Raw genomic sequence first — 24,520 nt, 5'->3', positions numbered from 1 at the left:
AGTGTTGCACACCGTACTGCGTGCCCCCAACGGGATTCGAACCCGTGCTACCGCCTTGAAAGGGCGGCGTCCTAGGCCGCTAGACGATGAGGGCTATCGGCCCGCCTGGGCGCTTCTCAGCGCGTCGGGGACGTGAGAAGCATATGGGATGGCGGGGAGTATCGCCAAAACGGTTTACGGCGCGGAGCGGGAAGGGGCCGAGGGGGTGGGGGTGGCGCCGGGCCGGTTGTCCTCCGGCAGGTGACGGCTGACCTCGGCCGTCGTCCGGCCCAGACCGCCCAGCCGGATCTCGTCCCAGGCCTGCAGACGGCGGCTGTCCCGGTCGAAGTAGAGGATCGACGCCTCGATGGGGTCGGGGTGCTTGCCCTGGACGGCGCGCAGTCCGCTGCCGCCCGTCGAGCCCTCGATGCGCAGGCGCGTTCCGTACTTCATGACCTCCGTGTCCTCGTGGTGGACGTGGCCGGCCAGGACCAGTGGCACCGTGCCGTCCGTCTCACGGGCGGCCGACGGTTCGTGGGCCACGGCGATGTCGACCGGCGTGCCGGCCGCCCGCTGGTCGCGCAGCGCCGAGGCCAGGCGGGCGCCCGCAAGCTCCTGCGTCGCCTCGCCGCCCACCGGGGCCGAGCGGTCGGGGGTGAACTGGGGGTCACCGATGCCGGCGAAGCGCAGTCCCGCCAGCGACACCGCGCGGCCGTCGTCCAGGACGTGGACGTTCTTCAGGCCCTGAAGGTAACGCTGCGTGGCCGCGGAGTCGTGGTTGCCGCGCACCCAGACGTACGGGGCGCCGAGGTCCTCGATCGGGTCCAGGAAGCCGTTCTCCGCGGCGGTGCCGTGGTCCATGGTGTCGCCCGAGTCGACGATCACGTCGACCTTGTACTGCCGGACCAGCGAGGCGATGATCTCCCAGCTCGCCGGGTTCAGGTGGATGTCCGAGACGTGCAGCACCCGGATGGTCGTGGGGTCGGGGGAGTAGGCGGGGAGCGTGGAGGTGACGTCGTAGAGCTTCGTCACGTTCGTCACCAGACGTGCCAGCTCCTTCTGGTACACGTCGAACTCGCTGACGATGCTGCGCGCGTTGCCCACCAGGGAGGGCGCGGAGGACAGCAGGCCCGAGAACTTGGGCTCCAGGACGGACTTGGGGTTCCAGGTCGCGTACGCCGTCGCGCCGCTCGCCGCCAGGAGGGCGAGCGCCAGGCCGCCGGCGGCCAGGGCCCGGCGCGGGCGGCGGTAGACCGCCAGGCCGAGGGCCGTGGCACCGGCGACCACCGCCACACACGAGCGCACGGCCAGGTCGAACGTGCCGCGCTCGACGTCGCGCACCACCTCGTCCTGCAGGCCGGAGATGCGTTCGGGGTGGTCCACCAGCGCCTGGGAGCGGACCGGGTCGAGCTGGTCGACGTTGACGTCGAGGCGGACCGGCGCGACATGGCTGTCCAGCCGCAGCGCGCCCAGCGGGGAGACGTTGATCTTCGTGCCGCCGGCCAGGGACGGGCGCAGGGTCATCGTCGTGTCCATGGGGCCGACCGGGACCCGCACGTTGCCGACGATCAGCAGGCCCAGCCACGCCCCCAGCACCACCACGGCCACGAGACCGGCGGCGCGGACCCACGGGCGGGGCGCGGCGGTGAGCTCGGGGACGGGACGCTGGTGACGCGGGCGGCGGAGCCCGAGGAGGGCACGGGCCGCCCGTCGGAAGCCGGGTCTGCGGTTCAGGTCTGCGAGGGGGACGCGGGCCATTGGTGGCGTATGCCCAGGTCCGTGGCTGGATATGCGCGGTCGCGGAGGGTGGGGGCAAGGACGCGCGGGGCCGGGGACCCGCGCGGGGCGGAGCCCGTCCGCGTGTGCCGCGTCGGTGGTGAGCCCTCGTCCGGGGGTGCCGTACCGGACAATGGCCCTGTGCTGGAGATGACGCGCGAGGAGTTCGAGGAACTGGTCGCCGAGGCCCTCGACCGGATCCCGCCGGAGCTGACGCGGCTGATGGACAACGTCGCGGTGTTCGTCGAGGACGAACCGCCCGCCGACGATCCCGGGCTGCTCGGGCTGTACGAGGGGACCCCGCTGACGGAACGGGGCGAGTGGTACGCCGGCGTGCTCCCGGACCGCATCACGGTCTACCGGGGGCCGACGCTGCGGATGTGCGAGACGCGGGAGGACGTCGTCGCCGAGACGGAGGTGACCGTGGTGCACGAGATCGCCCACCACTTCGGGATCGACGACGCGCGCCTGCACGCCCTCGGATACGGCTGAGCCGCCGGGCGGCGGCGGTGGGCGCCGGCTGCCTGTCGCGGAACGGCCCGCGTGTCCTCATGCGGCCGACGGGAGTTGGGCACGTCGACTTCTTCTCCCTCCGGAGGTGGCTGCCCGTGCGCCCCTTGTCCGTACCCGCTCGTCTCGTGGCCGTGGTCCTCGCCGTCGCCGCCGCCTCCGGCTGCATGAGCGTGGGGGAGGAATCGGGCGGTCTGCCGCGGCCGTCGCACTCGGCGGGACAGCATGCGGGCGAGGCGCCGGGCGGGGGGCAGGGAGGCAACGGCGGCGGAGGGTTCGGCGCGGCCGGGGGCGACGGCGGGCACGGGCACGGGGGCGAGGGGAGGACCGGCCGGCCGCCGTCCGGGCCGGTGTCGCCGTCCGCCGCGGGGAGCGCGTCCGCCGGGGCGCCGGCGAAGCCCGGCGGGCCGCCGAAGCCCGGGCAGCCGACGCCGACCGCGGCCGACCCGGCCCCGACGCGGAGCACCACCGCCCCGGAGCCGCCGCCGGCCTCGCCCGAGCCGCCGCCCGCCTCGCCCGAGCCGTCCGCCGCCGAGCCGTCGTCCTCGGCGCACGAGGACCCGCGGCCGCAGATGGTGCTGCGCGAGCCGGCACCGGCGGCCGGGGCCCCGGTGTGAGGCGCACCGGCCCGGCGGTCGCTGAAGTGGCGGCGCATGGAAGGTGGGGTGTGTCCGGAACCGGGCGGCCCGGGGGGCGTGGACCGGTACGGGGCGTGCCACGGAATCGGAGGTGCCGCGGGCGGGCGGCGGGGGCGAGCCGCGCCGGCGGGGCCGTGACCCGGGGGCTGACCTGCTGGTATGCCGATCAGTTTGCCTTCCCGGGGGATGAGTGCGTATGGTGGCAGATCGTTTGATCCCATTTGCCCGGCGCCCCAGCAGAGCGCGCCGTGTGGCGCGTACTCTCCTTTGCCGTGGCGGACCGCATCGAGGCGGTCGTTGTGCGAATCACGGAGTTGACGGGCGCGTGCCGACGAGACTCCGGAAGGTTTCGCATTCGCATGTCCATTGCCAGTACTGATCACGTCGTCGTGCCCGAGGGCGCCGAGAACCCCGAGCACCTTGACGCCGCCGAGTCGAAGGACGAGGCTCCCGAGATCACCTTCGCGGATCTCGGACTGCCCGAGGGCGTCGTCCGCAAGCTCGCGCAGAACGGCGTGACGGTCCCCTTCCCGATCCAGGCCGCGACCATCCCGGACGCCCTGGCCGGGAAGGACGTCCTCGGCCGTGGCCGCACCGGCTCCGGCAAGACCCTCTCCTTCGGCCTGCCCACCCTGGCCACGCTGGCCGGCGGCCGCACCGAGAGGAAGCGGCCGCGTGCCGTCATCCTGACCCCGACGCGCGAGCTGGCGATGCAGGTCGCCGACGCGCTCCAGCCCTACGGCGACGTGCTCGGCCTGAAGATGAAGGTCGTCTGCGGCGGCACCTCCATGGGCAACCAGATCTACGCCCTGGAGAAGGGCGTCGACATCCTCGTCGCCACCCCGGGCCGCCTGCGGGACATCATCAACCGCGGCGCCTGCTCCCTCGAGGACGTGCAGATCGCCGTCCTGGACGAGGCCGACCAGATGTCCGACCTGGGCTTCCTGCCCGAGGTCACCGAGCTGCTCGACCAGGTCCCGGCGGGCGGTCAGCGGATGCTCTTCTCCGCGACGATGGAGAACGAGATCCAGACCCTCGTCGACCGCTACCTCAGCGACCCGGTCAGCCACGAGGTCGACGCGGCGCAGGGCGCGGTGACGACCATGTCGCACCACATCCTGATCGTGAAGCCGAAGGACAAGGCGCCGGTCACCGCGGCCATCGCCTCCCGCAAGGGCCGCACCATCATCTTCGTGCGCACCCAGCTCGGCGCCGACCGCGTCGCCGAGCAGCTGCGCGACGCCGGCGTGAAGGCCGACGCGCTGCACGGCGGCATGACCCAGGGCGCCCGCACCCGGACACTGGCCGACTTCAAGGACGGCTACGTCAACGTCCTCGTCGCCACCGACGTCGCCGCCCGCGGCATCCACGTCGACGGCATCGACCTGGTGCTGAACGTCGACCCGGCCGGCGACCACAAGGACTACCTGCACCGCGCGGGCCGCACCGCGCGGGCCGGCCGCACGGGCACCGTGGTCTCCCTGTCCCTGCCGCACCAGCGCCGCCAGATCTTCCGGCTGATGGAGGACGCCGGCGTCGACGCCGCGCGCCACATCATCCAGGGCGGCGCCGCCTTCGACCCGGAGGTCGCGGAGATCACCGGCGCCCGGTCCATGACCGAGGTGCAGGCGGAGTCCGCGGGCAACGCCGCGCAGCAGGCGGAGCGCGAGGTCGCCCACCTCACCAAGCAGCTGGAGCGGGCGCAGCGGCGCGCCGCCGAGCTGCGCGAGGAGGCCGACCGGCTGGTCGCCCGGGTCGCCCGCGAGCGGGGCGAGGACCCCGAGGCGGCGGTGGCCGAGGCGCAGGCGGCGGCCGTGCAGGCGGCGGAGGTGTCGGTGCCCGAGCAGCCGACGGCCGAGGACGTCGACCGCGCCGAGCAGGCCGAGCGCGAGGAGCGCACGGCGGCCCCGTCGTACGAGCGCCGTGAGCGCCGGGACGACCGCGGCTTCCAGCGGGACCGCGACCGCGGCTACGACCGCGACCGTGGCGGCCGCTCCTTCGAGCGCCGCGACGACCGCGGCGGCTTCCAGCGCGACCGTGACCGCGGCTTCGAGCGCCGGGACGACCGGGGCGACCGTGGCTTCGAGCGCCGGGACGACCGCGGTGAGCGGGGCGGCTTCCGCCGCGACGACCGCGGTGGCCGCTCGTTCGACCGCGACCGTTCCTTCGAGCGCCGTGACGACCGGGGCGACCGTGGCGGCTTCCGCCGCGACGACCGGAACGACCGCGGCGACCGCGGCGACCGCGGTGACCGCGGCGGGTTCCGCCGCGACGACCGCGACGGCCGCTCGTTCGACCGGGACCGCGACCGCGCCCCCCGTTCCTTCGAGCGCCGTGACGACCGTGGTGAGCGGGGCGGCTTCCGCCGCGACGACCGTCCCGCGCGGCGCGACGAGCGCGGCGGGCACCGCGGCAGCGACCGCCCGTTCAACCGGGACCGTCAGGGCGACCGCCCGGGCTTCCGCACCGGCGGCCACGACCGCCCGTACGGCCGTCGTGACGACCACCGCGGCGGCGGCTCCTTCGGCCGCCGCGACGACAAGCCGCGCTGGAAGCGCAACGGCTGACGCGCGCCGACCCGCGGCAAGCGGGCGAGCAGCAGGGGAAGGGCCCGCACGACTCCGGTCGTGCGGGCCCTTCCGCGTTCCGGGGCCGGGGCCGGGGCTGGAGGCGGGGGCCTCACCGCCTCGTCGCCGGGCCCCCGGAGACGCCGGCGCGGCTGCGCCGGCTCACTCGGCGCCGATCGCACGTGCCGGCCCGGGGTGCCGAGCGCACTGCCCCGGCCCGTGCTGCCGACCGCATGGCGCCGATCGCGCGCGTCGGCCCGCAGGGCCGATCGCACTGCCCCCGCCCGTGCTGCCGATCGCATTGCGCCGACCGCACTGCGCGGCTCGCACGACGTCGGCCGCCCGAGGCCCTAAGACCGTGCGTGGCAAGGGTGCGTCCGGGCCGCGGGCGGAGTCGGCGGGCGGCCGGGTCCACCAGGGGCGCCTCGCACTGCCGTACTGCGTCGCCACGTGACGCATGTCACGTCTTCGGTGAGGGAATCGCTGGGGACATGACAGATGACGCCAGAGCCGGTGGGCCGTCGGACGAAGAGCGACTGGCCCAGCTCGGTTACACGCAGGTCCTCGCGCGCCGCATGTCGGCGTTCTCCAACTACGCGGTGTCCTTCACGATCATCTCGGTCCTCTCCGGCTGCCTCACGCTCTACCTCTTCGGGATGAACACCGGCGGTCCCGCCGTGATCACCTGGGGCTGGGTCGCCGTGGGGCTGATGACGCTGTTCGTCGGGCTGTCGATGGCCGAGATCTGCTCGGCTTACCCGACCTCCGCCGGCCTGTACTTCTGGGCGCACCGGCTGGCGCCGCCCCGCTCGGCCGCGGCCTGGGCGTGGTTCACGGGCTGGTTCAACGTGCTGGGCCAGGTGGCCGTGACGGCGGGCATCGACTTCGGCGCGGCCTCCTTCCTGGGCGCCTACCTCAACCTCCAGTTCGACTTCCACGTCACGCCGGGCCGCACGATCCTGCTGTTCGCGGCGATCCTCCTGCTGCACGGACTGCTGAACACCTTCGGTGTCCGCATCGTCGCCTTCCTCAACAGCGTCAGCGTGTGGTGGCACGTGCTGGGGGTCGGGCTGATCGTCGGCGCGCTCGCCCTCGTACCGGACCGGCACCAGTCGGCGTCGTTCGTCTTCACGGAGTTCGTGAACAACACCGGCTGGGGCAGCGGGGTCTACGTGGTGCTGCTGGGTCTGCTGATGGCGCAGTACACGTTCACGGGCTACGACGCCTCCGCCCACATGACCGAGGAGACCCACGACGCGTCCACGGCGGGCCCGAAGGGCATCGTCCGCTCCATCTGGACCTCCTGGCTGGCCGGCTTCGTCCTGTTGCTGGGCTTCACCTTCGCGATCCAGTCGTACGACGGGGCGCTCGCGTCACCGACCGGCGCACCGCCCGCCCAGATCCTGCTGGACGCCCTCGGCGCGTCCGCCGGGAAGGCGCTGCTGCTGGTGGTCATCGGGGCGCAGTTGTTCTGCGGCATGGCGTCGGTGACGGCCAACAGCCGCATGATCTACGCCTTTTCGCGCGACGGCGCGCTGCCCTTCTCCCGCGTCTGGCACACGGTCAGTCCGCGCACGCGGACACCGGTCGCCGCGGTGTGGCTCGCGGCGCTCGGCGCGCTGGTGCTCGGCCTGCCCTACCTGATCAACGTCACGGCCTACGCGGCGGTGACCTCCATCGCGGTGATCGGCCTCTACATCGCCTACGTCATCCCGACCCTGCTGCGGGTGCGCAGGGGCGAGGCGTTCGAGCGCGGGCCCTGGCACCTGGGCCGCTGGTCAAAGGTGATCGGGGTGGTGGCGGTGGCGTGGGTCGGCGTGATCACGGTCCTCTTCATGCTCCCGCAGGTCTCCCCGGTGACGTGGGAGACGTTCAACTACGCCCCGGTCGCCGTCCTGGTCGTCCTCGGCTTCGCCGCGACCTGGTGGCTGGCCTCGGCCCGGCACTGGTTCCTCAACCCCCGGCACGAACGCACCCTGGCCCGCGAGGCGGCCCGCGCGGGCGCACCCGAACCGGTCGATCCGTAGCCCGGGCGGCACCCGCACCGCGCACTTCCGGCCCCGCTCCCCGATACCCGATCGGTAAGACGGCCTCCTGCGGCTATGCTCGGACGAGCAACATCGCCCGGGCCCTTAGCTCAATTGGCAGAGCAGTGGACTTTTAATCCATTGGTTGTGGGTTCGAGTCCCACAGGGCCTACCGACAGGACCCCAGCTCAGCGCGTGAACGAGCTGGGGTCTCGTCCGTTTTGACCCCCTGTCGTGATCGCTGGCCGGCCCGTCGCTGGCCCGAACGCCACGTGATCATGTTGGACGTGCGACGGCCCCGGCCGGGTCGGGGGTCCCAGCCGGCGCCGTGCCTCCCCCACGGGTGGGGAGCGGACGGCCGCCCAGCCGCCGCCCGCTTCGGCTGTCATCTGCAGAGCCGAAGCCCCAGCACTCTCGGCGGGCTCATCCCGCTACCGGCGTCGGCGCGAGCCAGTAGCGGGGGTGCGAGCCCGACTGGGCGAGGTCGAGCAGCGCGCCGGCGTCCACCCAGTAACCCTTTGAGGGAGAGGAGGGCGCCGCGGCGGCCCAGCCGCCTGCTGAGTCTCCGGGCCGCCGCTCGCATCAGACGCCCGCCGGACCGCGCGGGGTGTGCCTCGCCGCCCACCCGGACACGAACGAGACGGCGGCCGGGACGAGCGCCAGCACGAACGGCGACAGGCCTGCCGGCATCCACCCGACCAGCTCGTGGTGGTCCTGCGCGGCTTCGAGTGCAGCGAGCAGCGCGGTGCTGGCGACGTAAGTGCCGGCGGTCGCCGCGGTGACCTTCCTCTCTACGGGTGCAGCCATGGGCACCTCACTCGGTTTCGAGGGCAGCGATGCGCTTGCCGTGCTCGGAGACGGTTTCTCCAGGGCGGAGAGCCGCTGCTCGGTGTTCGGGGCCGGCGTGGCCGTGTTCGGCGACCAGCCGGCCGCGTGCTTCAGCCGCTCGGCCACGTCCTTGCGGAACCGGGACGGCGTGTACTCGAACCGGCCCCGGGTGCCGTACCCCTCCACGGGTCCGCGCGGGTCGACCTTGCCCTCGACCGACGTTTCCTTGTGGCAGCCGCACGACTCGGCCGACCAGCCGTAGTGCCGGCAGAACGCGGCGTTGATCCGTACCCAGGCGTCGTACTGCGCGCGCGGGTACACGTCCTTCCCGTCGCCGCGGTTCTCGGTCTCGATGCCGTACGAGACGTCGTTGCCGTCGATCGTGCCCGAGCTCTTGGACGGTGCCGGGTGGGTGGTCGCCTCGTTGCGGAAGGAGTTGTACGCGTTCACCGCCATGAGCCCGGCGTGGTTGGCGCGGCCCGCGCTGCACATCGTGGCCAGCCCCGACTTGGCGAGGTGGATGTGGGCGAGCGGCGCGGGCAGGCCGGGCACGCCGTCCCGGGCGACGACGTCCCGGCTGTCCTTCCCTGCGGTGTGGTGGTTGAGCACCATGTGGACGGGGCCGAACGTCTTGCCGGTCTCGTCGTCACGCTCGCGCGTGCGCCAGCCCGGGTACTCGGCGGTCTTCACGCCCTCGGCCTTGAGGATGGCGAGGAGCTTGTCAGCGGTCAGGGGGGCAGCCATAGCGGAACTCCGGATATGAGGAGGGCCCCGGGCCGGGCGGCGCGGGGCGTACAGGGTGGGTGGCGGTCAGGCGGCGGGCGGGTCGGTCCACCGGTGGACGCCCGGCTGCGCGTAGCCCGTCTCGACCTTCAGCGTGCTCGAGCTCGTTGCAGCAGACGGGCGGCTGCTGCACCTTGCCGGGCGCTGTCTGCGTGATGGCCACGCGGATCTCCTTGTGAGGTGGCGGGTAGGAGCGCGGGGATCAGCCGGACGAGGTGTCGCCGGGGGGCGTCGGCTGCACGGGGACCGGCGCGGGGGCCGGCGGGTCCTCCGGCTCCGGCTCGGGGGCCGGAAGGCCGGCGGGCGGGTGGCGCAGGTCGGTGATCGGCTGCATGCACCGGCCGCACTGGCCCATGCAGCGGGGCGGGCCGAAGTCGCCGGCCGGGTAGTTACGTGCCGTGGCACTCCTCGCCCTCGACGGGCAGCCGGGCGTGTGGCAGACCGCGACCAGCTGCACCGGGCCGGGGAATCCAGGAAGGGCGCCATCTCGGTCGTCATACGGGCCGACTCCCATACGCGTTCAGGTCGATGACCATCCAGGTCACCGTGATGGGGGTCAGGTTCTGGCGGGTCGCCCAGACCGTCAGGCCGCTGCTGGTGGGGTTGCTGCAGCCGGTGCCGGTGACGCCGAGGTTGTTGGACGTGAAGCCGGGGGCGGGGTTGGCGATGCCGGTGAAGGCCCGCAGGACCTGGCCCGTGACGTTCAGCCCGGAAACGGTCGAGCTGGTGGGCGTGTTGGCGGCCAGGGGGTGATGGCCACGGAGCCGGCCACGATGTTCATCCAGGTCATGCTGCCCAGCACGTCGGGGTTGCACTGGATGCTGTTCTCGCCCTGGATGCAGACGTACGGCTCACGCGAGCGGTGGTGGAACCCCGTGCGGCCTGCCGTGCCCGGCCCGGCGTTCCGGTGTCCCGGCGGTGACCGACAGGATGGAGCAGTGCAAGCAGCCGGTCCGGCTCCGAGAGAGAGTGCGTCGATGCCCCACCCGTACGTCCTGCTGTCCGCCGCCGTCTCCCTGGACGGCTACCTGGACGACACCGGCCCCGAGCGGCTGGTGCTCTCCGGCCCCGCCGACTTCGACCGGGTCGACGAGGTGAGGGCCTCCGTCGACGCCATCCTGATCGGCGCCGGCACCCTGCGCACCGACAACCCGCGGCTGCTGGTCAACTCGCCCGGGCGGCGGGCCGCCCGGGTCGCCGCCGGCCGGCCGGAGTACCCGCTGAAGGTCACGGTCAGCACCTCGGGCGACCTGGACCCGGGGGCGCTCTTCTGGCACACCGGCGGGGAGAAGGTCGTCTACACCACCGACCGGGGCGCGGAGCGGGCGTGCGAGGCCGGCATCGCCGCCGACGTCGTGCCGCTGGGCCCGGAGGTGGACTGGCGGCGGCTGCTGGAACACCTGCACGACGAGCGCGGGGTGCGGCGGCTGATGGTCGAGGGCGGCGGCATCGTCCACACCCAGCTGATCCAGCAGCAGCTCGCGGACGAACTGCAGCTCGTCCTGGCCCCGCTGTTCGTGGGCGATCCCGGGGCGCCGCGGCTGTTCGGGCCGGGGGCCTACCAGGGCGGGCGGCTGCGGCTGGTGGAGACACGGGCCATCGGGGACGTCGTGCTCATGCGGTACGAGCCGACGGCTCCCGGCAGCGGACGCCTCGCCTCGCCCGCGGACCGGCACTGGCTGCGCATGGCGTGCGAGCTGGCGGAGCGATGCCCGCCGTCGGCGACCGCGTTCAGCGTGGGCGCGCTGGTGGTGGCCGCCGACGGCACGGAGCTGGCGCGCGGGTACTCCCGCGAGGGCGGTGACCCGGTGGTGCACGCGGAGGAGGCCGCGCTGGCGAAGGTGGACGGCGCCGACCCGCGGCTGCCCGGCGCCACCGTGTACAGCAGCCTGGAGCCCTGCGCGCGGCGGGCCTCCCGGCCCCGTCCCTGCGCCCGGCTGATCCTCGACGCGGGGGTGCGTCGGGTGGTGACGGCCTGGCGGGAGCCGGACACGTTCGTCGAGGCGGCCGACGGGGCCGGGGTGCTGGCGGCCGGGGGCGCGGAGACGGTCGTGCTGCCGGAGTACGAGGAGCGGGCCAAGGCGCCGAACCGGCACCTGCTGGGCTGAGCGGGGGCACCGGTGGGCGTTCCCGGCCGCGGTGAGGGTTCCCTCGGGCCGGTACCGAGGGGCTCACCCGTCGCCCGATCACCAGGGGTTTCCCGTCACCGGTACCGGCGGCGGACACGCGGCCCGGGAAGCGATTGGCCATCTGTCCTGCGCATGCCGTACACTCAAAGCACAACGACGCGGGGTGGAGCAGCTCGGTAGCTCGCTGGGCTCATAACCCAGAGGTCGCAGGTTCAAATCCTGTCCCCGCTACTGAAGGCTCAGGGCCGGAATCCGTTCCAGGATTCCGGCCCTGAGTGCTTTCCGGCAGCCCGCGGTCCCGGTGTGTGTCCGTGTGCTGCGTCACACTCGATCGTCCGGTTCATCCGGTCGGCCCCCACCAACTCGCCCCCCGCGCCGGCTCCGGGAAACCTGGACGGGCGAGACCGGCGTTCGGCGCGTGCGGCAGGAGACGAGTGGTGCGGCCAGGTGAGGTGGAGGACGAGCGGCCGTACGCCCTCAGACCCGGTGACGCCGGTGGGGCGACCGGGCGCGGGCACGGCGGCCGGCAGCCCGGTGACGGAGACGCCGCCCCGCACAACGGCCCACCCGCGGTCAGCCCTCACCCCGCCGCCCCCGCCGCCCCGCGCGGTTCCTCACCCGGCGCCTCCCACGGCATCGGAGCCGGCGGCCGGCCACCCGGCGGCCCCGCGCCCGGTCCGGCAGCCGGGGACAGTGCTGCCGCTCCCGTTCCGCCCGGTGCGGGCGGGCGGCGGCGGATCCCGTACGCCCGTGCCCTCACCCGGCTGCTCCCGGCGCTGCTGCTCGCCGTCGGCGCCTGCTTCGACTGCCTCGCCCCCACCGACGTCACCGCGGCCCCGCTCCTGACGGCCGCGCCCCTGGTCGCCGCGCCGCTGCTGTCCCGGCGGGCCACCGCGCTCACCGGGGCGGCGGCGGTCGCCGTCGTGCTCGCGGTGCACCTCGGCACCGGTGCCGTACGGCGCGTCGAGGCGTTCACCGAACTGGTCACCGTGGCGACCGTCGCGGTGCTGGCCGTGCTCATCAACCTCCTCGTGCGCCGCGGCCACGAGCGGCTGGCCTCCGCCCACGAGATCGCCGAGGCCGCCCAGCGCGCGGTGCTGCCGGAGCCGGCCGGGCGGATCGGCGGGCTGGACGTCGCGGCCTGCTACGAGGCGGCGCAGGCGGACGCGTTCATCGGCGGGGACCTGTACGCCGTGCAGGACACCCCGTACGGCGTGCGGCTCGTCGTCGGCGACGTGCGCGGCAAGGGGATGGGGGCGGTGGCGGCCGTGGCCGTGGTCCTCGGGGCGTTCCGGGAGGCCGCCGAGCAGGAGGCCACGCTGGAGGGGGTGGCGGGCCGGCTGGAGCGGGCGCTGGCCCGCGAGGACGCGCGGCGCGGCGGGCCCGACGCGTGCGAGGACTTCACCACGGCCGTCCTCGCCGAGATCCCGCACGACCGGGCGGTGGTGAGGATCGTCAACCGCGGTCATCCGCCGCCGCTCCTGCTGCACGCCGACGGCACCGTGCGTCCGCTGCTCGCCGCCGAGCCCGCGCTGCCGCTCGGCCTGGAGGACCTCGGCGTCCGGCCCGGCCGTGCGGAGGAGACCCGCTTCCCCGCCGGGGCGACCCTCCTCCTGCACACCGACGGACTGTCCGAGGCCCGCGACGAACGGGGCCGCTTCTACGACCCCGAGCAGCGCCTGGCCGGACGGGCCTTCCGGGACCCGCACGCCCTGCTGGACACCCTCGCGGCGGAGGTGCGCCGGCACACGGGGGACGGCCTGTCGGACGACATGGCCCTGCTGGCCGTACGGCGGTCCTGACGCCGCGTCACCGTGGGTGAGCGTGCCGTCTCCGCGCGCACAACGGCTGACATATCGTCAGGCGGCATGTGCACACGGAGGTTGGCCGACTCGCCCGTATTTGACCCCCGTCGGCCAGATTCTCCGCGCCAATTGGGTTTAACGATCAAGCCGAACGGCTTGGAATCCACGGCCCGGGTCTATTAACGTTCGATAACGCAGCGCGGTCGTCCCAGCCGTCACCCGAGACGGCTCCGTGCGCACGCGCCGAATCCCGTCAGGGAACCGGGGAACCACCAACCTGGGGTGAGTCGAGCGTAGTCCGCCGTGTCGAACGGGCGGTATACGCGCGTAGGAGACCTTCCCGCTCCGAACCCGTCAGCTAACCCGGTAGGCGAACGGAAGGAAAGGAGCGCGCCCGCGTGGCGTCCAACCCGCCTGCCCCCCAGGCCCCGTTCCACACCGGCGGGAACAGCACCGACACCTTCGGGTACGGCAGCCGCATCCCCGACGAGGGCCCGTGGGAGGAGTGGAACCCCACCGCGGACTCCGTCCGCCCGGTCCGTGGCCGGCATCGCGTCACCAAGCAGCGCGGCGGCGGGCTCGCCCGCAGCTCCACCGTCCTCGGCGTCGGCGTCATCGCCGCCGTGGGCGCGGGCGGCATGGCCAGCGCCCAGACCGGCAAGCCGCCGGTGTCGATCTCCATGCCCGATCTGCCCTCCGTGGGCACCCTCTTCGACGACGAGGGCTCCGCACCGGCGGCCCAGGGCTCCGCGACCGCGCTCAGCAGCCTCACCACCAGCGCCGCCGACTCGGCGCAGGGGTCCTCCGACGCGGGCGAGGCCCTGCGCAACCGGATCATGGCCCAGGCCGAGCAGCAGCAGGTCCAGGTCGACACGAAGGCCCAGCAGGCCGCGGCCGCCGCCGCCGCCCGGCAGGCGGAGGAGGCCGCCGCCAAGGCGGTGAAGGAGGCCGAGGCCAAGGCCGCCGCCGCGGAGAAGGAGGCGGAGCAGGAGGCCGCGAAGAAGGCCGAGGCCGAGCGCCTGGCCCGGCTGGCCGCGCAGTACACGCTCCCCACCTCCTCGTACACCCTGACCTCGGCCTTCGGCCAGGCCGGTTCCATGTGGTCCTCCGGCTACCACACCGGGCTGGACTTCGCCGCGCCCACGGGCACCCTCATCAAGGCCGTGCACGGCGGCACCATCACCGAGGCCGGCTGGGCCGGCGCGTACGGCTACCGCACCATCCTCACCCTCGACGACGGCACTGAGCTGTGGTTCTGCCACCAGTCGTCGATCAGCGCGAGCGTCGGGCAGAAGGTCGCCACCGGCGACGTGATCGGCCGCGTGGGCGCCACGGGCAACGTCACCGGACCGCACCTGCACTTCGAGGTCCACCCCGGGGGCCAGGCCACCGGCATCGACCCGGCGGCGTGGCTGCGCGACAAGGGCCTCACCCCCTGACAGCCGCTTCCCGGCCCCGGCGGTCCTGACGACGTCCCCCCGACGTCAGGACCGCCGGTCAGGTGTTTGCCCACCTTTTGCAGCGGATCCGGAATTGAGCGCTCCGGAACGTGCGTTGACACTGGACATGACTTCTCTACGCAAGCTGGGTACGTCCGACCTCGAGGTCTTCCCGCTCGCCCTCGGCGGCAACGTCTTCGGCTGGACCGCCGACGAGGCGCAGTCCTTCGCCGTCCTCGACGCCTACGCGGCCGCCGGCGGCAACTTCATCGACACCGCCGACTCCTACTCGGCCTGGGTGGAGGGCAACAGCGGCGGCGAGTCGGAGACCATCGTCGGCAAGTGGATCAAGGAACGCGGCAACCGCTCCGACGTGGTCATCGCCACCAAGGTCAGCCAGCACCCCGACTTCCAGGGGCTGACCGCCGCCAACATCAAGGCCGCGGCCGACGCCTCCCTGCGGCGCCTGGGCACCGACCACATCGACCTGTACTACACCCACTTCGACAAGCCGGAGGTGCCGGTCGAGGAGATCATCGGCGCCCTCGACGACCTGGTGACGGCGGGCAAGGTCCGCCACATCGCCGCCTCGAACATCTCCGCCGAGCGCCTGCGCGCGTCCCTCGACTTCTCCGAGCGCGAGGGCCTGGCCCGGTACGTGGCGCTGCAGCCCCACTACAACCTGGTCTCACGCGACACCTACGAGGGACCGCTCCGCGACCTCGCCGAGCGCTCCGGCCTGGCCGCCGTCCCGTACTACGCGCTGGCCTCCGGCTTCCTGACCGGCAAGTACCGCCCCGGCGCGACGGTGGACAGCCCACGGGCCCAGGGCGCCGGCAAGCACCTGGAGAGCGAGCGGGGCCGCAAGGTCCTCACCGCCCTCGACGAGATCGCCGCGGCCCACGACGTCCCCGTCGCGACGGTCGCCCTGGCCTGGCTGGCCGCGCAGCCGACGGTGGCGGCCCCGATCGCCTCGGCGCGCACCGTGGAGCAGCTGCCCGCGCTGGTGGGAGTGGCGGAGCTGGCGCTGTCCGGCCAGGAGATCGCGAAGCTGGACGAGGCGTCGGCCTAGGCGCACCCCCGAGCGGGCGCGGTCACCGGCCCCCGGGCGCGGTCGTCCGTGCCCGCCGTGGCCTGCCTGCGACGCGGGGTGCGGTCGCCGGTCCGCGGGTGCGGTGACTCGCCCGCCGTGGCCTGCCTGCGACGAGGGGTGCGGTCGCCGGTCCGCGGGTGCGGTGACTCGCCCGCCGTGGCCTGCCTCCCCAGCGGGTGCCGTCGCCGGTCCTCGGATGCGGTGAACCGCCCGCCGGGGTGCGCCTGCCACGCGGGTGCCCTGGCCGGTGCCCGGGCGCGGTCCTGCGACGCGACGCGGGTGCGGTCGCCGTGTGTCCGGGCGCGGTGGCTCGCCCGCCGGTCCGCCCGCCCGGCCCGGCAGGAGGCCCGCCGGCGTGCTTCGCCCCGGCCGGGCCTCAGGACCGGTACGGGTTGTGCGCCGGGTACGGCGCCGCCGGACCGTACGGCCGGTGGGCCGACGGCTGGCGGTACACCTGGTAGGGCGGCCCGTACGCCCCGTGCAGCGGCCACGGCGGCGGAGCCACCCGCACCGGCGGCGCCGTCCGGCGCGCCGCGTGGTCCAGGGCGGGCCCGGCCACGTCCCGGCGCCGCCACAGCTCCCACAGCAGTTCCTGCTCCCGCGGGACGAAGTCGGCGCCGGCCCGGCCCCGGCGCCCCCGGCGCCGCAGGAAGGCCAGCGACGTCGCGTACGCCTCGTACTGGGCGACGGCCCGGGCCGCCGCCCTCCCGGCGTGGCGCCGCGCGTGGTCCCGGGCCAGCCGGCGCGCCCGCATGGAGCCCAGGGCGTACGGTTCGGCCGGCGACAGCCATCCGGCGGCCGCGTAGGCCGGCAGCTCCTCCCGCACGGTCCGCAGCTCCCGCTGCCGCGTCCACACCACCAGCCAGGTCAGCAGCCCGAAGGCGGGCAGCATGAAGGCGGCGTACACGGCGAGGAATCCGTAGCCGCCGAAGGACGCGGAGCCGTTCCACATCGCGTGCATGCCCATCGCGAGCAGCAGCCCGGCCGGCGGCAGCAGCGCCCGCCGCACGCGCTGGTGGTCGGCGAGGAGGGCGGACATGCCAAAGCCGATGCCGGCCATGACGGTGAACAGCGGATGCGCGAACGGCGACATGACGATGCGCACGAAGAAGGTCGCCGCGGTGACGGAGGGCAGGCCCGGCTCGCCGGAGAGCTGATCGGTGCCGAAGGCGGTCCCGAGGTACAGGATGTTCTCGGTGAAAGCGAAGCCGGTGGCGGTGACCCCGGCTATCACCACCCCGTCGACGATGCCGGTGAAGTCCCGTCTGCGGAAGACGAAGACCAGCAGCAGCGCGGTGGCCTTCGCGGACTCCTCCACGACCGGCGCTATCACGGTCGCCCCCAGGGTGTCCGCGCCCGACGGGTCGGCGGTCGCCGTGGCGATCCAGTGCGTCGCGAAGCTGTTGGCGACGATCGCGATGAGCGCGGCCGCGCAGGCACCCCAGGCGAAGGCGAACAGCAGGTTCCGCCAGGGGCCGGGCTCCACCCGGTCCAGCCAGCGGAAGGCGGCCATGAGCAGCGGTACGGGCAGGACGGCGAGCCCCAGCCCGACGAGGAACCCCTCGGTGCCGGTCTGCTCGCGGACGAGGGCGAGGATGACCAGCCCGGACAGCGCGAGCAGGGCGGCCGGGGCGCCGTACCGCACCCACCGGCGCTGCCACCAGTGCGCGTGCCGCGGCGCGCCGCCGACCGGGCCGCTGGGGGACGTCGGGTACGGGGGACAGGTGGCCACGGCATCGACCCTAACGAGGTGGGGCGCCCCCCGGCGACAGGACCTCGTGCGGCGAGGACCGGTCAGCCGCGGTCGGGGCGCTCGGTGGAGGGCCGGTCCGACGGGCGCTGGGGCCGCGGCCGGCTCCCGTGCGGTACGCGGCGGAAGAGGAGGTCGTTCACCACATGGCCCTTCTCCAGCCCCTGGGCCTCGAAACGGGTCAGCGGCCGGAAGCCGGGCCGGGGCGCGAAACCGCCGTCGGCCTGCGTGTTCTCGAAGGCCGGGTGCGCGGACAGCACCTCGAGCATCTGCTCGGCGTACGGCTCCCAGTCGGTGGCGAGGTGGACCAGGGCGCCGGGGCGCAGCCGGGACGCGGCCAGGGTCAGGAACTCGGGCTGGATCAGCCGCCGCTTGTGGTGCCGCTTCTTGGGCCAGGGGTCGGGGAAGTAGACGCGCAGTCCGTCGAGCGCGTCCGGGGCGAGCATCTCCCGGAGCAGGATGATGGCGTCGCCGTTGGCGACCCGGACGTTCGTCAGCGCGCCTCCGCCTCCGGTCCCGTCCGGGCCGGTCGGGCCTCCCCGTTCGGCGAGGGCCAGCAGATTGCCCTGGCCGGGGGTGTGCACGTCGACGGCGAGGATGTTGGTGCCGGGGTCCGCCGCCGCCATCCGCGCGGTGGCCTCGCCCATGCCGAAGCCGATCTCCAGCACCACGGGGTTCGTGTTCCCGAACAGCTCGGCCGGGTCGATCACCCGCTGCCCGTCGATGTCCAGCCCCCAGACGGGCCACAGCCGCTGCAGCGCGTCTGCCTGGCCCGTGGTCACGCGGCTGCGCCGCGGCTGGAAGCTGCGGATGCGCCGCTCGAAGTGCGACCCGGCCGGATCGGCCTGGGGCCCGCCGGGGAAGCGCGGCTCCCCCTTGGCCCGGGCCTGCGGGACGGACGCGCCGGGGGTGTGACCGGGCCGCTCGCCGGGGGCGGTCCGGGAGGCGTCGGGGGTGTTCAGGAAGTTCGACACAGTGCAGCCGATTTTACGGGGACGGCGCGGGAACCGGACGGCCCGCCGGGCGAGCCGGGTCCTGCGCCGGCGCCCACTGCGGCGGGGCGCCGGGCCGGACGTCCTGCGTCGGCGCCCAGTGCGGCGGCCCGCCGGGCCGGACGTCCTGCGCCGGCGCCCACCCCGGCGGGGGCGCCGGACCGGGACGTCCTGCGCCGGCGCCCGCTGCGGCGGGGCGAAGGGCCGGGACGTCCTGCGCGCCCACGCCGGCGGGGGCGCCGGGCCCGGGCGCGTCCGGCCCCGTCACGCGGACCGCAGCACGGCCAGTGCCCTCCTCGCCACCTCCCGTCCGATCGGCAGGGACGCCGTGGCCGCCGGCGACGGGGCGTTCAGCACGTGCACCGCCCGGGCGCCCTCCCGGATCAGGAAGTCGTCCACCAGGGTGCCGTCCCGGAGCACCGCCTGCGCCCGCACGCCCGCGGGCGCCGCCACCAGGTCGTCCTCCCGCACCGCCGGCAGCAGCCTGCGCACGGCCCGCGTGAACGCCGCCCTCGACACCGAGCGCCGCAGCTCCCCGGTCCCGTACCGCCAGTGCCGGCGGGCGATCCGCCAGGCGCCGGGCCACGTCAGCGTGGCCGCCAGCTCGCGCGGCCGGACGACCCCCCACCCGTACCCCTCGCGCGCCAGCGCCGGCACCGCGTTGGGCCCGATGTGCACGCCCCCGTCGATCCCGCGGGTCAGGTGCACCCCGAGGAACGGGAAGGCCGGGTCCGGCACCGGATACACCAGCCCCCGCACCAGCTCCGGCCGCGCCAGCTCGTAGTACTCCCCGCGGAACGGCACGATCCGCACCTCGGGCTCGTCCCCGGTCAGCCGCGCCACCTCGTCGCAGTACAGCCCGGCGCAGTTCACCAGCACCCGGCCGCGGACCACGTCACCGTCCGCCGTGCGCACGGCCACGCCCCGCTCCGGGCGCCGGTCCACCCGTACCACCCGGGCGCCGTAGCGGATCTCCGCGCCCGAGGCCAGGGCGAGCTGCCGGGCGACGCCGGTGAAGTCGCAGATCCCCGTCGTGCCGACGTGGATCGCGGCCAGCCCGCGCACCTCGGGCTCGTACTCGGTGATCTGGGCCGGACCCAGCTCCCGCACCGGAATGCCGTTCTCCCGGCCGCGCTGCACCAGCGCGTGCAGCCGGGGCAGCTCCTCCCGGCCGGTGGCCACGATCAGCTTGCCGGTGACCGCGTGCGCGATGCCGTACTCGGCGCAGAACTTGACCATCTCGGCCGCGCCCCGCACCGCGTACCGCGCCTTCAGCGAGCCCGGGCGGTAGTAGATCCCGCTGTGGATGACCCCGCTGTTGCGCCCGGTCTGGTGCCGGGCCGGACCCGCTTCCTTCTCCAGGACCGTGACCCGTGTGCCCGGCGCGGCGCGCGTGATCGCGTACGCCGTCGACAGACCGACGATGCCGCCGCCGATCACGAGCACGTCACAGTCGTAGGCGATCTCCCGCCGCACCTGCGCCACCTCCCGGCCTCCGATAGTGCACTGCGCCACTGACAATGCCCTCAAACCCGGGAGGCGTCCGTGACCGGCCGGCGTCGCGGCGCCGTGTCGGCGGGCCGGTCAGGCCGGCGTCATCAGCAGCGGACGCGCGCGCTCGCGCAGCTCGACCACGCGCGGCTCGTCGCCGTACGGCTCCAGCCGGTGCAGCAGGTCCTTGACGTACTCGGTGGTCCGGGCGGACGAGATGCGCCCGGCGACCTCCACGGCACGCACGCCCTGCTCGCACGCCGCGTCCAGGTTGCCCGACTCCAGTTCGGCCACGGCCGAGACGACCAGCCGCAGACCGTGCGAGCGCACGAACTCCTCCGTCGGCTGCGACAGCGCCTGCTCGGTGAAGCGGCGGACCTGGCGCGGCGCCTTCAGGTCGCGGTAGCACTCGGCGGCGTCGGCGGCGAACCGGTCGTAGCCGTAGAACCCGAGCCAGGAGGGGTCGGTGTCCCCGTCGCGCGAGCGCTCCAGCCAGCCCTCCGCCGTCTTCAGCGCGGCGCCGGCCGCCTGCGCGTCGCCGGCGCGTGCGTGCGCGCGGGCCTCGACGAGGCGGAAGAAGCTCATGGTGCGGGCCGTGGCCAGGCCGCGGTTGCGCTCCAGGGCCGCCTGCGCCAGGTCGACGCCCTCGTCGCCGAAGCCGCGGTAGGTCGCCTGGAGGGACATGGACGCCAGCACGTACCCGCCGAGGGGGACGTCGGCGGCCGCCCGGGCCAGGCGCAGCGCCTGGATGTAGTACCGCTGGGCGGCCTCCTGCTGGCCGGTGTCGAAGGCCATCCAGCCCGCCAGCCGGGTCAGTTCGGCGGCCGCGCCGAACAGCGCCCGGCCGACCTCGTCGGAGTACGAACCGAGCAGCAGCGGAGCGGCCTCCACCCGCAGGCACTCGGGCACCATCGACGAACGCCAGTCGCCGCCCCCGTACTTGGAGTCCCAGCGCCTGGCGTCCTCGGCGGCCTCCCGCAGCTTCCGCACGTCGCTGTGGCCGACTTTGATCGGTGCGCCCGAGCCCTCCGCCGGACCGGCCTCGCGCGCCACCGAGCTGTCGGCCGGGGTTATCAGCCACCGTGAGGCCGGCGTCGCGTAGGCGCTCACCGCGAACGAGCCGGCCAGTGACTGCCAGATGCCGCCGGAGCCGGCCCTGCGGCCCGCGAGATCCAGCCGGTACAGCTCCGTCGCCGACCGGACCGCCTGGCTGACGTCCCTGGGGAAGGCGAGGCCGACCTCGGGCGCGGGGTCCGCGTCGGCCAGGCCGATCTCGTGCAGCGGCACCGGGCGGCCGAGCTTCTGCCCGATGGCGGCCGCGATGAGGTGCGGCGCCGCGCCCTGCGGCACCATCCCCTTCGACACCCACCGCGCCACCGAGGTCTTGTCGTAGCGAAGGGTCAACCCCCGCTGGGCGCCGAGGTCGTTGACGCGTCGGGCGAGTCCCGCGTTGCTGATGCCCGCGAGGGCGAGAACGGCGCCGAGTTTCTCGTTCGGCCCGCGTTGCTCCCTGGACATGCGCCACCCCTCGACACAGACGGCTGCCGCGATGGCATAAGCACGCGGCATTCGTAAACCCAGCGTAGTTCGCCGCATCCCAAGCGTTAAGGGGCATTCTTCCGGATGGCGGGATTGTGGCCCGTACGGAAGTACGGGCCCAGCACGCAGGGTTGCGGCGCGCTCCCGACGTGTGGCCGTGCGCCCGCCCGTGCGCTCTTCTCCGGCCACCGGGGGAGCGGTTCCATGATGGTGCGTGGGTCGGCCCGCTGTGCTGGACCAGTGGGCTGGGGGACACCGCCGCCACCATCCCCGCGGGCGGCGGAACGGTCCGGGAGGCGAACTCCGCCTCCCGGACCGTGCGTTGTCCGCCGGTGCGCGGACCATGTACGGAGCGTGCGCACGTCTGTCCCCTCGTCGGCGATTCGGCCGAAAATCGATCCTGCTTCCCGCCGTCGATTTCCCTCCTCGCCAGGGGAGTTGAGGGCGTACAGGGTGTCGTCACGAGCGCATCCGGGGGCGCATTCAGGTCGCAGCAACCGTGCCCGGTGCGGGAGTTGACCCGTGTTCGAGCAGGCGCGCGAGGGCGCGCGCCGTCCGGCACGGGCGGCGCCGCCTCCGCTCCGGCACGCCTCCTTCGTGGCAGCATGGTGCCCTGTTCGTGCGGTGCACTGGTGGTCCACGGTCTGTGGAGGCGGCGATGCGGTGGTTGGTGGGATGGAGCAGCACCGCCGCGGGGGCCGCCCGCATCGGTTCCGCGGGCGCCACCGGACCCGACGGTGAGACCGTGCAGCCGGTCGGCTCCCAGCTGCTGTGGGGCGACCCCGACCCGCTGTGGGCCGTCGGCGACTGGCGGCCCGACGAGATCCGGCTGGTGAGCGTCGACGCCCGGACCCGCATCGCCGTCCTCGGCATCTGCGGCGCCTCCGACGAGGAGCTCAGGGTCGGCCTGCTCGCCGCGCGCGGCGGTGCCCTGCGGCACCTGACCGCCTGGGCGGGCAGCTACACGGCCGTCGTCCAGGTGGGCCGGCGCATCACCGTCTGCGGCGACCTCGCGGGCGCCCGCCCGGTCTTCCACACCCCCTGGGCCGGCGGCACCGCGTACGCGACGGCCGCGCTGCCGCTGGCCGACCTCGTCGAGGCCAACCTCGACTTCGCGCACCTCGCCGCGCTGCTCGCCGCCCCCGACGTCCCGGCCGCCCTGCACGACTCGACGCCGTACGAGGGCGTGCGGCGGGTCCCGCCCGGCCACGCGCTGATCCTGCGCACCGGGTCGCGGGAGGTGGCGGGGTACGACCCCGTCGCCTCGCTCGCCGTCGCGGCGCCCCCGGCCGACCCGGACAGCGCGGTCGACGCGGTGCGGGACGCGCTCGTGGAGGCCGTGCGCGTGCGCCTCTCCGCGCCCCGCCACGTCCCCGACATCGATCCCGGGCCCGTGCCGGGCATGGGCCCCGCCGAGCGCCGCGCGGCCCGCGGGATGCCGGTGCCGGGCATCGGGGCCGACCTGTCCGGCGGCCCGGCCTCCGGCACCCTGGCCCTGCTCGCCGCCGGCCTGCCGGGCAGACCGGGGACGCTCCTGGGCCACGGCACGGGAGCCGGCGAGCGCCTGCTCGCCGTCACCTTCAACGACCTGGCCGTCGGCGGGCGCGAGGCCGAACTGGAACGGGCCGGGGCGATCGCGGCCGGCCCCCGCGTGCACCACGTCGTGGTGGCGGGCGGCGAGGAGGTGCTGCCCTACGCCGACCTGGAGGGGCCGCTGACGGACGAGCCGGGACCCTCGCTGGTCGCGGCGGCCCGGCACCGGGCGCGGCTGGTCTCCGGCAGCGCGGACCACTTCACCGGGTACGGCGCCCGCGAGGTCCTGGACGCGCACCCCGCGCGCCTGGCCGACCTGCTGATGGACCGCAAGCGGCGCCACCTCGTCCGGCCCGTCGCCGCGCTGACCCGCGCCGACGGTTCGGTGATGGTCCCCGCGCGCGTGTACGGCGCGGCCCGGCGGCTGGCGCGGACGTCGTACCACGCGGGCCTGGAGACGCTCGCCGAGCGGCTGCGGCAGCGCGGCTTCGACGAGCCCGGCGGCGCGGTGGGCGCGTCCCTCGCCGCGCTCACCTGGGCCAGACCCGGGCCCGCGGCACGCTGGCTGACCGGAGAGGCGCTGGCTGAAGTATCGGTTCGGCTGCAGCGGGCGACCAGCCGTTCCGGGGTCGGGCCGGGACAGCGTCCCGGCGACTACCGGGCACGTGCCGTGCTCGCCCGGCAGGCGGCGGACCTGCGGGTCCTGGAGCAGGCCGCCGAGATCCGCTCCCAGCGGCTGCACATGCCGTTCCTCGACAACCAGGTCGTGCGGGCGGGCCGGGCCCTGCCGGAGGCGCTGCGCGTGCAGCCGGGGGCGCGGGCGGCGATCCTGCGGACGGTGCTGGAGGGGGCCGGGGTGCGGGAGCTGCCGCCCGGCTGGGGCGCGCCCTCCCACACGTCGGCCGCGGCGGCCCGGACGGGGCTGCGGGTGGCCGTGAACTCCCTGGTCGACCTCTTCGCCACACCGCTCCTCGCCGAGGCGGGGCTGGTGGAGGCCCGTGTGGTGCGCAAGGCCCTGCGGGCGGCGGCGCAGGGGGAGCCGCTGCCGCTGGACGGGCTGGCCGACCTGGTCTCCCTCGAACTGTGGCTGCGGCGCCTGCTGGCCCGGCGCGGCACCTGCTGGACCGGCACGCCGGCGCGGGCCCGCGCGGTCCCGGCGGGGATCGCCCCGCAGCGGGGGGCGCTGGCGTCCGGGGCGTAGCGGCCCGCCGTGGTGCGCATCGGTCGCCGAGGCTCTTGTCGCGGTCGGACGCGAGGTCCGAGGGTGCGCCGGGTGAGCTGACAGTCATGTGACTGCGGCTGCCGGACCGCAGAGGCGCACGTCTCAGGGATCGCGGTGTGCGGCGGTCCGCGGCCCGTCTCTCCGCGCTCCTCGCTGGCGGGGCGCCGGGGTTCGGGTCTCGGGCCGGCCGGTCACTGGCCGGCGCGTGCGTCGCAGATGTGCTGGCGGGGGTGTGGCTGCCGGACCGCAGAGGCGCACGTCTCAGGGATCGCGGTGTGCGGCGGTCCGTGGCCCGTCTCTCCGCGCTCCTCGCTGGCGGGGCGTCGGGGTTCGGGTCTCGGGCCGGCCGGTCACTGGCCGGCGCGTGCGTCGCAGATGTGCTGGCGGGGGTGTGGCTGCCGGACCGCAGAGGCGCACGT

The 24,520-nt window shown here is 74.8% G+C and carries 15 protein-coding genes, 3 tRNA genes and 1 riboswitch; of the genes, 10 read left to right on the top strand and 8 right to left on the bottom strand.

The genetic code is table 11. The features are described 5' to 3' along the window. Nucleotides 1–21: 21 nt before the first annotated feature. Together ABZ920_RS22830 and ABZ920_RS22825 are read right to left on the bottom strand one after the other, a co-directional pair. Nucleotides 22–94 (bottom strand) — tRNA-Glu (locus ABZ920_RS22830). Between the two features lie 80 nt (nt 95–174). Further along, the gene (locus tag ABZ920_RS22825; protein WP_361507939.1) at nt 175–1,737 is read right to left on the bottom strand and encodes a metallophosphoesterase; all 1,563 of its coding nucleotides are present in this window, start codon (nt 1,735–1,737) and stop codon (nt 175–177) included. Between the two features lie 159 nt (nt 1,738–1,896). Between ABZ920_RS22825 and ABZ920_RS22820 the strand changes: the two genes are divergently transcribed. The 4 genes from ABZ920_RS22820 (at nt 1,897) to ABZ920_RS22805 (ending at nt 7,669) form a co-directional block, all read left to right on the top strand. Continuing rightward, nucleotides 1,897–2,247: a metallopeptidase family protein gene (locus ABZ920_RS22820; protein ID WP_361507936.1), complete on the top strand. Its 351-nt coding sequence runs from the start codon at nt 1,897–1,899 to the stop codon at nt 2,245–2,247. Between the two features lie 1,015 nt (nt 2,248–3,262). After that, entirely contained in the window at nt 3,263–5,470 is a 2,208-nt protein-coding gene (locus ABZ920_RS22815) for a DEAD/DEAH box helicase (protein ID WP_361507933.1), read from the top strand. Nucleotides 5,471–5,961: 491 nt separating this feature from the next. Next, nucleotides 5,962–7,497: an amino acid permease gene (locus ABZ920_RS22810; protein ID WP_361507930.1), complete on the top strand. Its 1,536-nt coding sequence runs from the start codon at nt 5,962–5,964 to the stop codon at nt 7,495–7,497. A 99-nt stretch (nt 7,498–7,596) separates the two neighbouring features. Next, a tRNA-Lys gene (locus ABZ920_RS22805) sits at nt 7,597–7,669 on the top strand. A 410-nt stretch (nt 7,670–8,079) separates the two neighbouring features. Here the strand turns inward: ABZ920_RS22805 and ABZ920_RS22800 are convergent. After that, nucleotides 8,080–9,069, bottom strand: coding sequence for an N-acetylmuramoyl-L-alanine amidase (locus ABZ920_RS22800; protein ID WP_361507928.1), 990 nt, complete (start codon nt 9,067–9,069; stop codon nt 8,080–8,082). A gap of 533 nt (nt 9,070–9,602) precedes the next feature. Beyond that, nucleotides 9,603–9,923, bottom strand: coding sequence for a hypothetical protein (locus tag ABZ920_RS22795; protein ID WP_361507925.1), 321 nt, complete (start codon nt 9,921–9,923; stop codon nt 9,603–9,605). Between the two features lie 162 nt (nt 9,924–10,085). Here ABZ920_RS22795 and ABZ920_RS22790 point away from each other — a divergent pair, with 162 nt between their 5' ends. The 5 genes from ABZ920_RS22790 to ABZ920_RS22770 all read left to right on the top strand — a co-directional run bounded on the left by ABZ920_RS22790 (nt 10,086) and on the right by ABZ920_RS22770 (nt 15,553). After that, nucleotides 10,086–11,216, top strand: a complete 1,131-nt coding sequence (locus tag ABZ920_RS22790) for a dihydrofolate reductase family protein (protein ID WP_361507922.1) — start codon at nt 10,086–10,088, stop codon at nt 11,214–11,216. A 178-nt stretch (nt 11,217–11,394) separates the two neighbouring features. Further along, nucleotides 11,395–11,468: transfer RNA gene (locus tag ABZ920_RS22785), tRNA-Met, on the top strand. A gap of 404 nt (nt 11,469–11,872) precedes the next feature. After that, the gene (locus tag ABZ920_RS22780; protein WP_361508067.1) at nt 11,873–13,039 is read left to right on the top strand and encodes a PP2C family protein-serine/threonine phosphatase; all 1,167 of its coding nucleotides are present in this window, start codon (nt 11,873–11,875) and stop codon (nt 13,037–13,039) included. A 234-nt stretch (nt 13,040–13,273) separates the two neighbouring features. Continuing rightward, nucleotides 13,274–13,429: riboswitch (cyclic di-AMP (ydaO/yuaA leader) on the top strand. 11 nt (nt 13,430–13,440) lie between these two features. Next, nucleotides 13,441–14,481: a M23 family metallopeptidase gene (locus ABZ920_RS22775; protein ID WP_361507919.1), complete on the top strand. Its 1,041-nt coding sequence runs from the start codon at nt 13,441–13,443 to the stop codon at nt 14,479–14,481. A 127-nt stretch (nt 14,482–14,608) separates the two neighbouring features. Beyond that, the gene (locus ABZ920_RS22770) at nt 14,609–15,553 is read left to right on the top strand and encodes an aldo/keto reductase (protein ID WP_361507916.1); all 945 of its coding nucleotides are present in this window, start codon (nt 14,609–14,611) and stop codon (nt 15,551–15,553) included. Between the two features lie 397 nt (nt 15,554–15,950). Here ABZ920_RS22770 and ABZ920_RS22765 read toward each other — a convergent pair whose 3' ends face one another. The 4 genes from ABZ920_RS22765 to ABZ920_RS22750 form a co-directional block, all read right to left on the bottom strand. Further along, a complete protein-coding gene (locus tag ABZ920_RS22765; RefSeq protein WP_361507913.1) occupies nt 15,951–17,306 on the bottom strand; it encodes a PrsW family intramembrane metalloprotease in 1,356 nt (451 codons plus the stop codon). A 62-nt stretch (nt 17,307–17,368) separates the two neighbouring features. Then, nucleotides 17,369–18,298, bottom strand: a complete 930-nt coding sequence (trmB, locus tag ABZ920_RS22760) for a tRNA (guanosine(46)-N7)-methyltransferase TrmB (protein WP_361507910.1) — start codon at nt 18,296–18,298, stop codon at nt 17,369–17,371. Between the two features lie 282 nt (nt 18,299–18,580). Continuing rightward, nucleotides 18,581–19,801: an L-2-hydroxyglutarate oxidase gene (gene lhgO, locus ABZ920_RS22755; protein WP_361508064.1), complete on the bottom strand. Its 1,221-nt coding sequence runs from the start codon at nt 19,799–19,801 to the stop codon at nt 18,581–18,583. A gap of 99 nt (nt 19,802–19,900) precedes the next feature. Continuing rightward, nucleotides 19,901–21,325, bottom strand: a complete 1,425-nt coding sequence (locus tag ABZ920_RS22750; RefSeq protein ID WP_361507907.1) for an MFS transporter — start codon at nt 21,323–21,325, stop codon at nt 19,901–19,903. A 679-nt stretch (nt 21,326–22,004) separates the two neighbouring features. On the opposite strand from ABZ920_RS22750, the gene ABZ920_RS22745 reads away from it, so the two are divergent. Further along, nucleotides 22,005–24,080, top strand: coding sequence for an asparagine synthase-related protein (locus ABZ920_RS22745; RefSeq protein ID WP_361507904.1), 2,076 nt, complete (start codon nt 22,005–22,007; stop codon nt 24,078–24,080). The last annotated feature ends 440 nt before the right edge of the window (nt 24,081–24,520 follow it).

The sequence above is a fragment of the Streptomyces sp. NPDC046831 genome, assembly GCF_040645305.1.
Lineage (GTDB): Bacteria > Actinomycetota > Actinomycetes > Streptomycetales > Streptomycetaceae > Streptomyces.
Note: the sequence above shows the minus strand (reverse complement) of the source record. Positions and strands in the feature narration are given on the sequence as shown.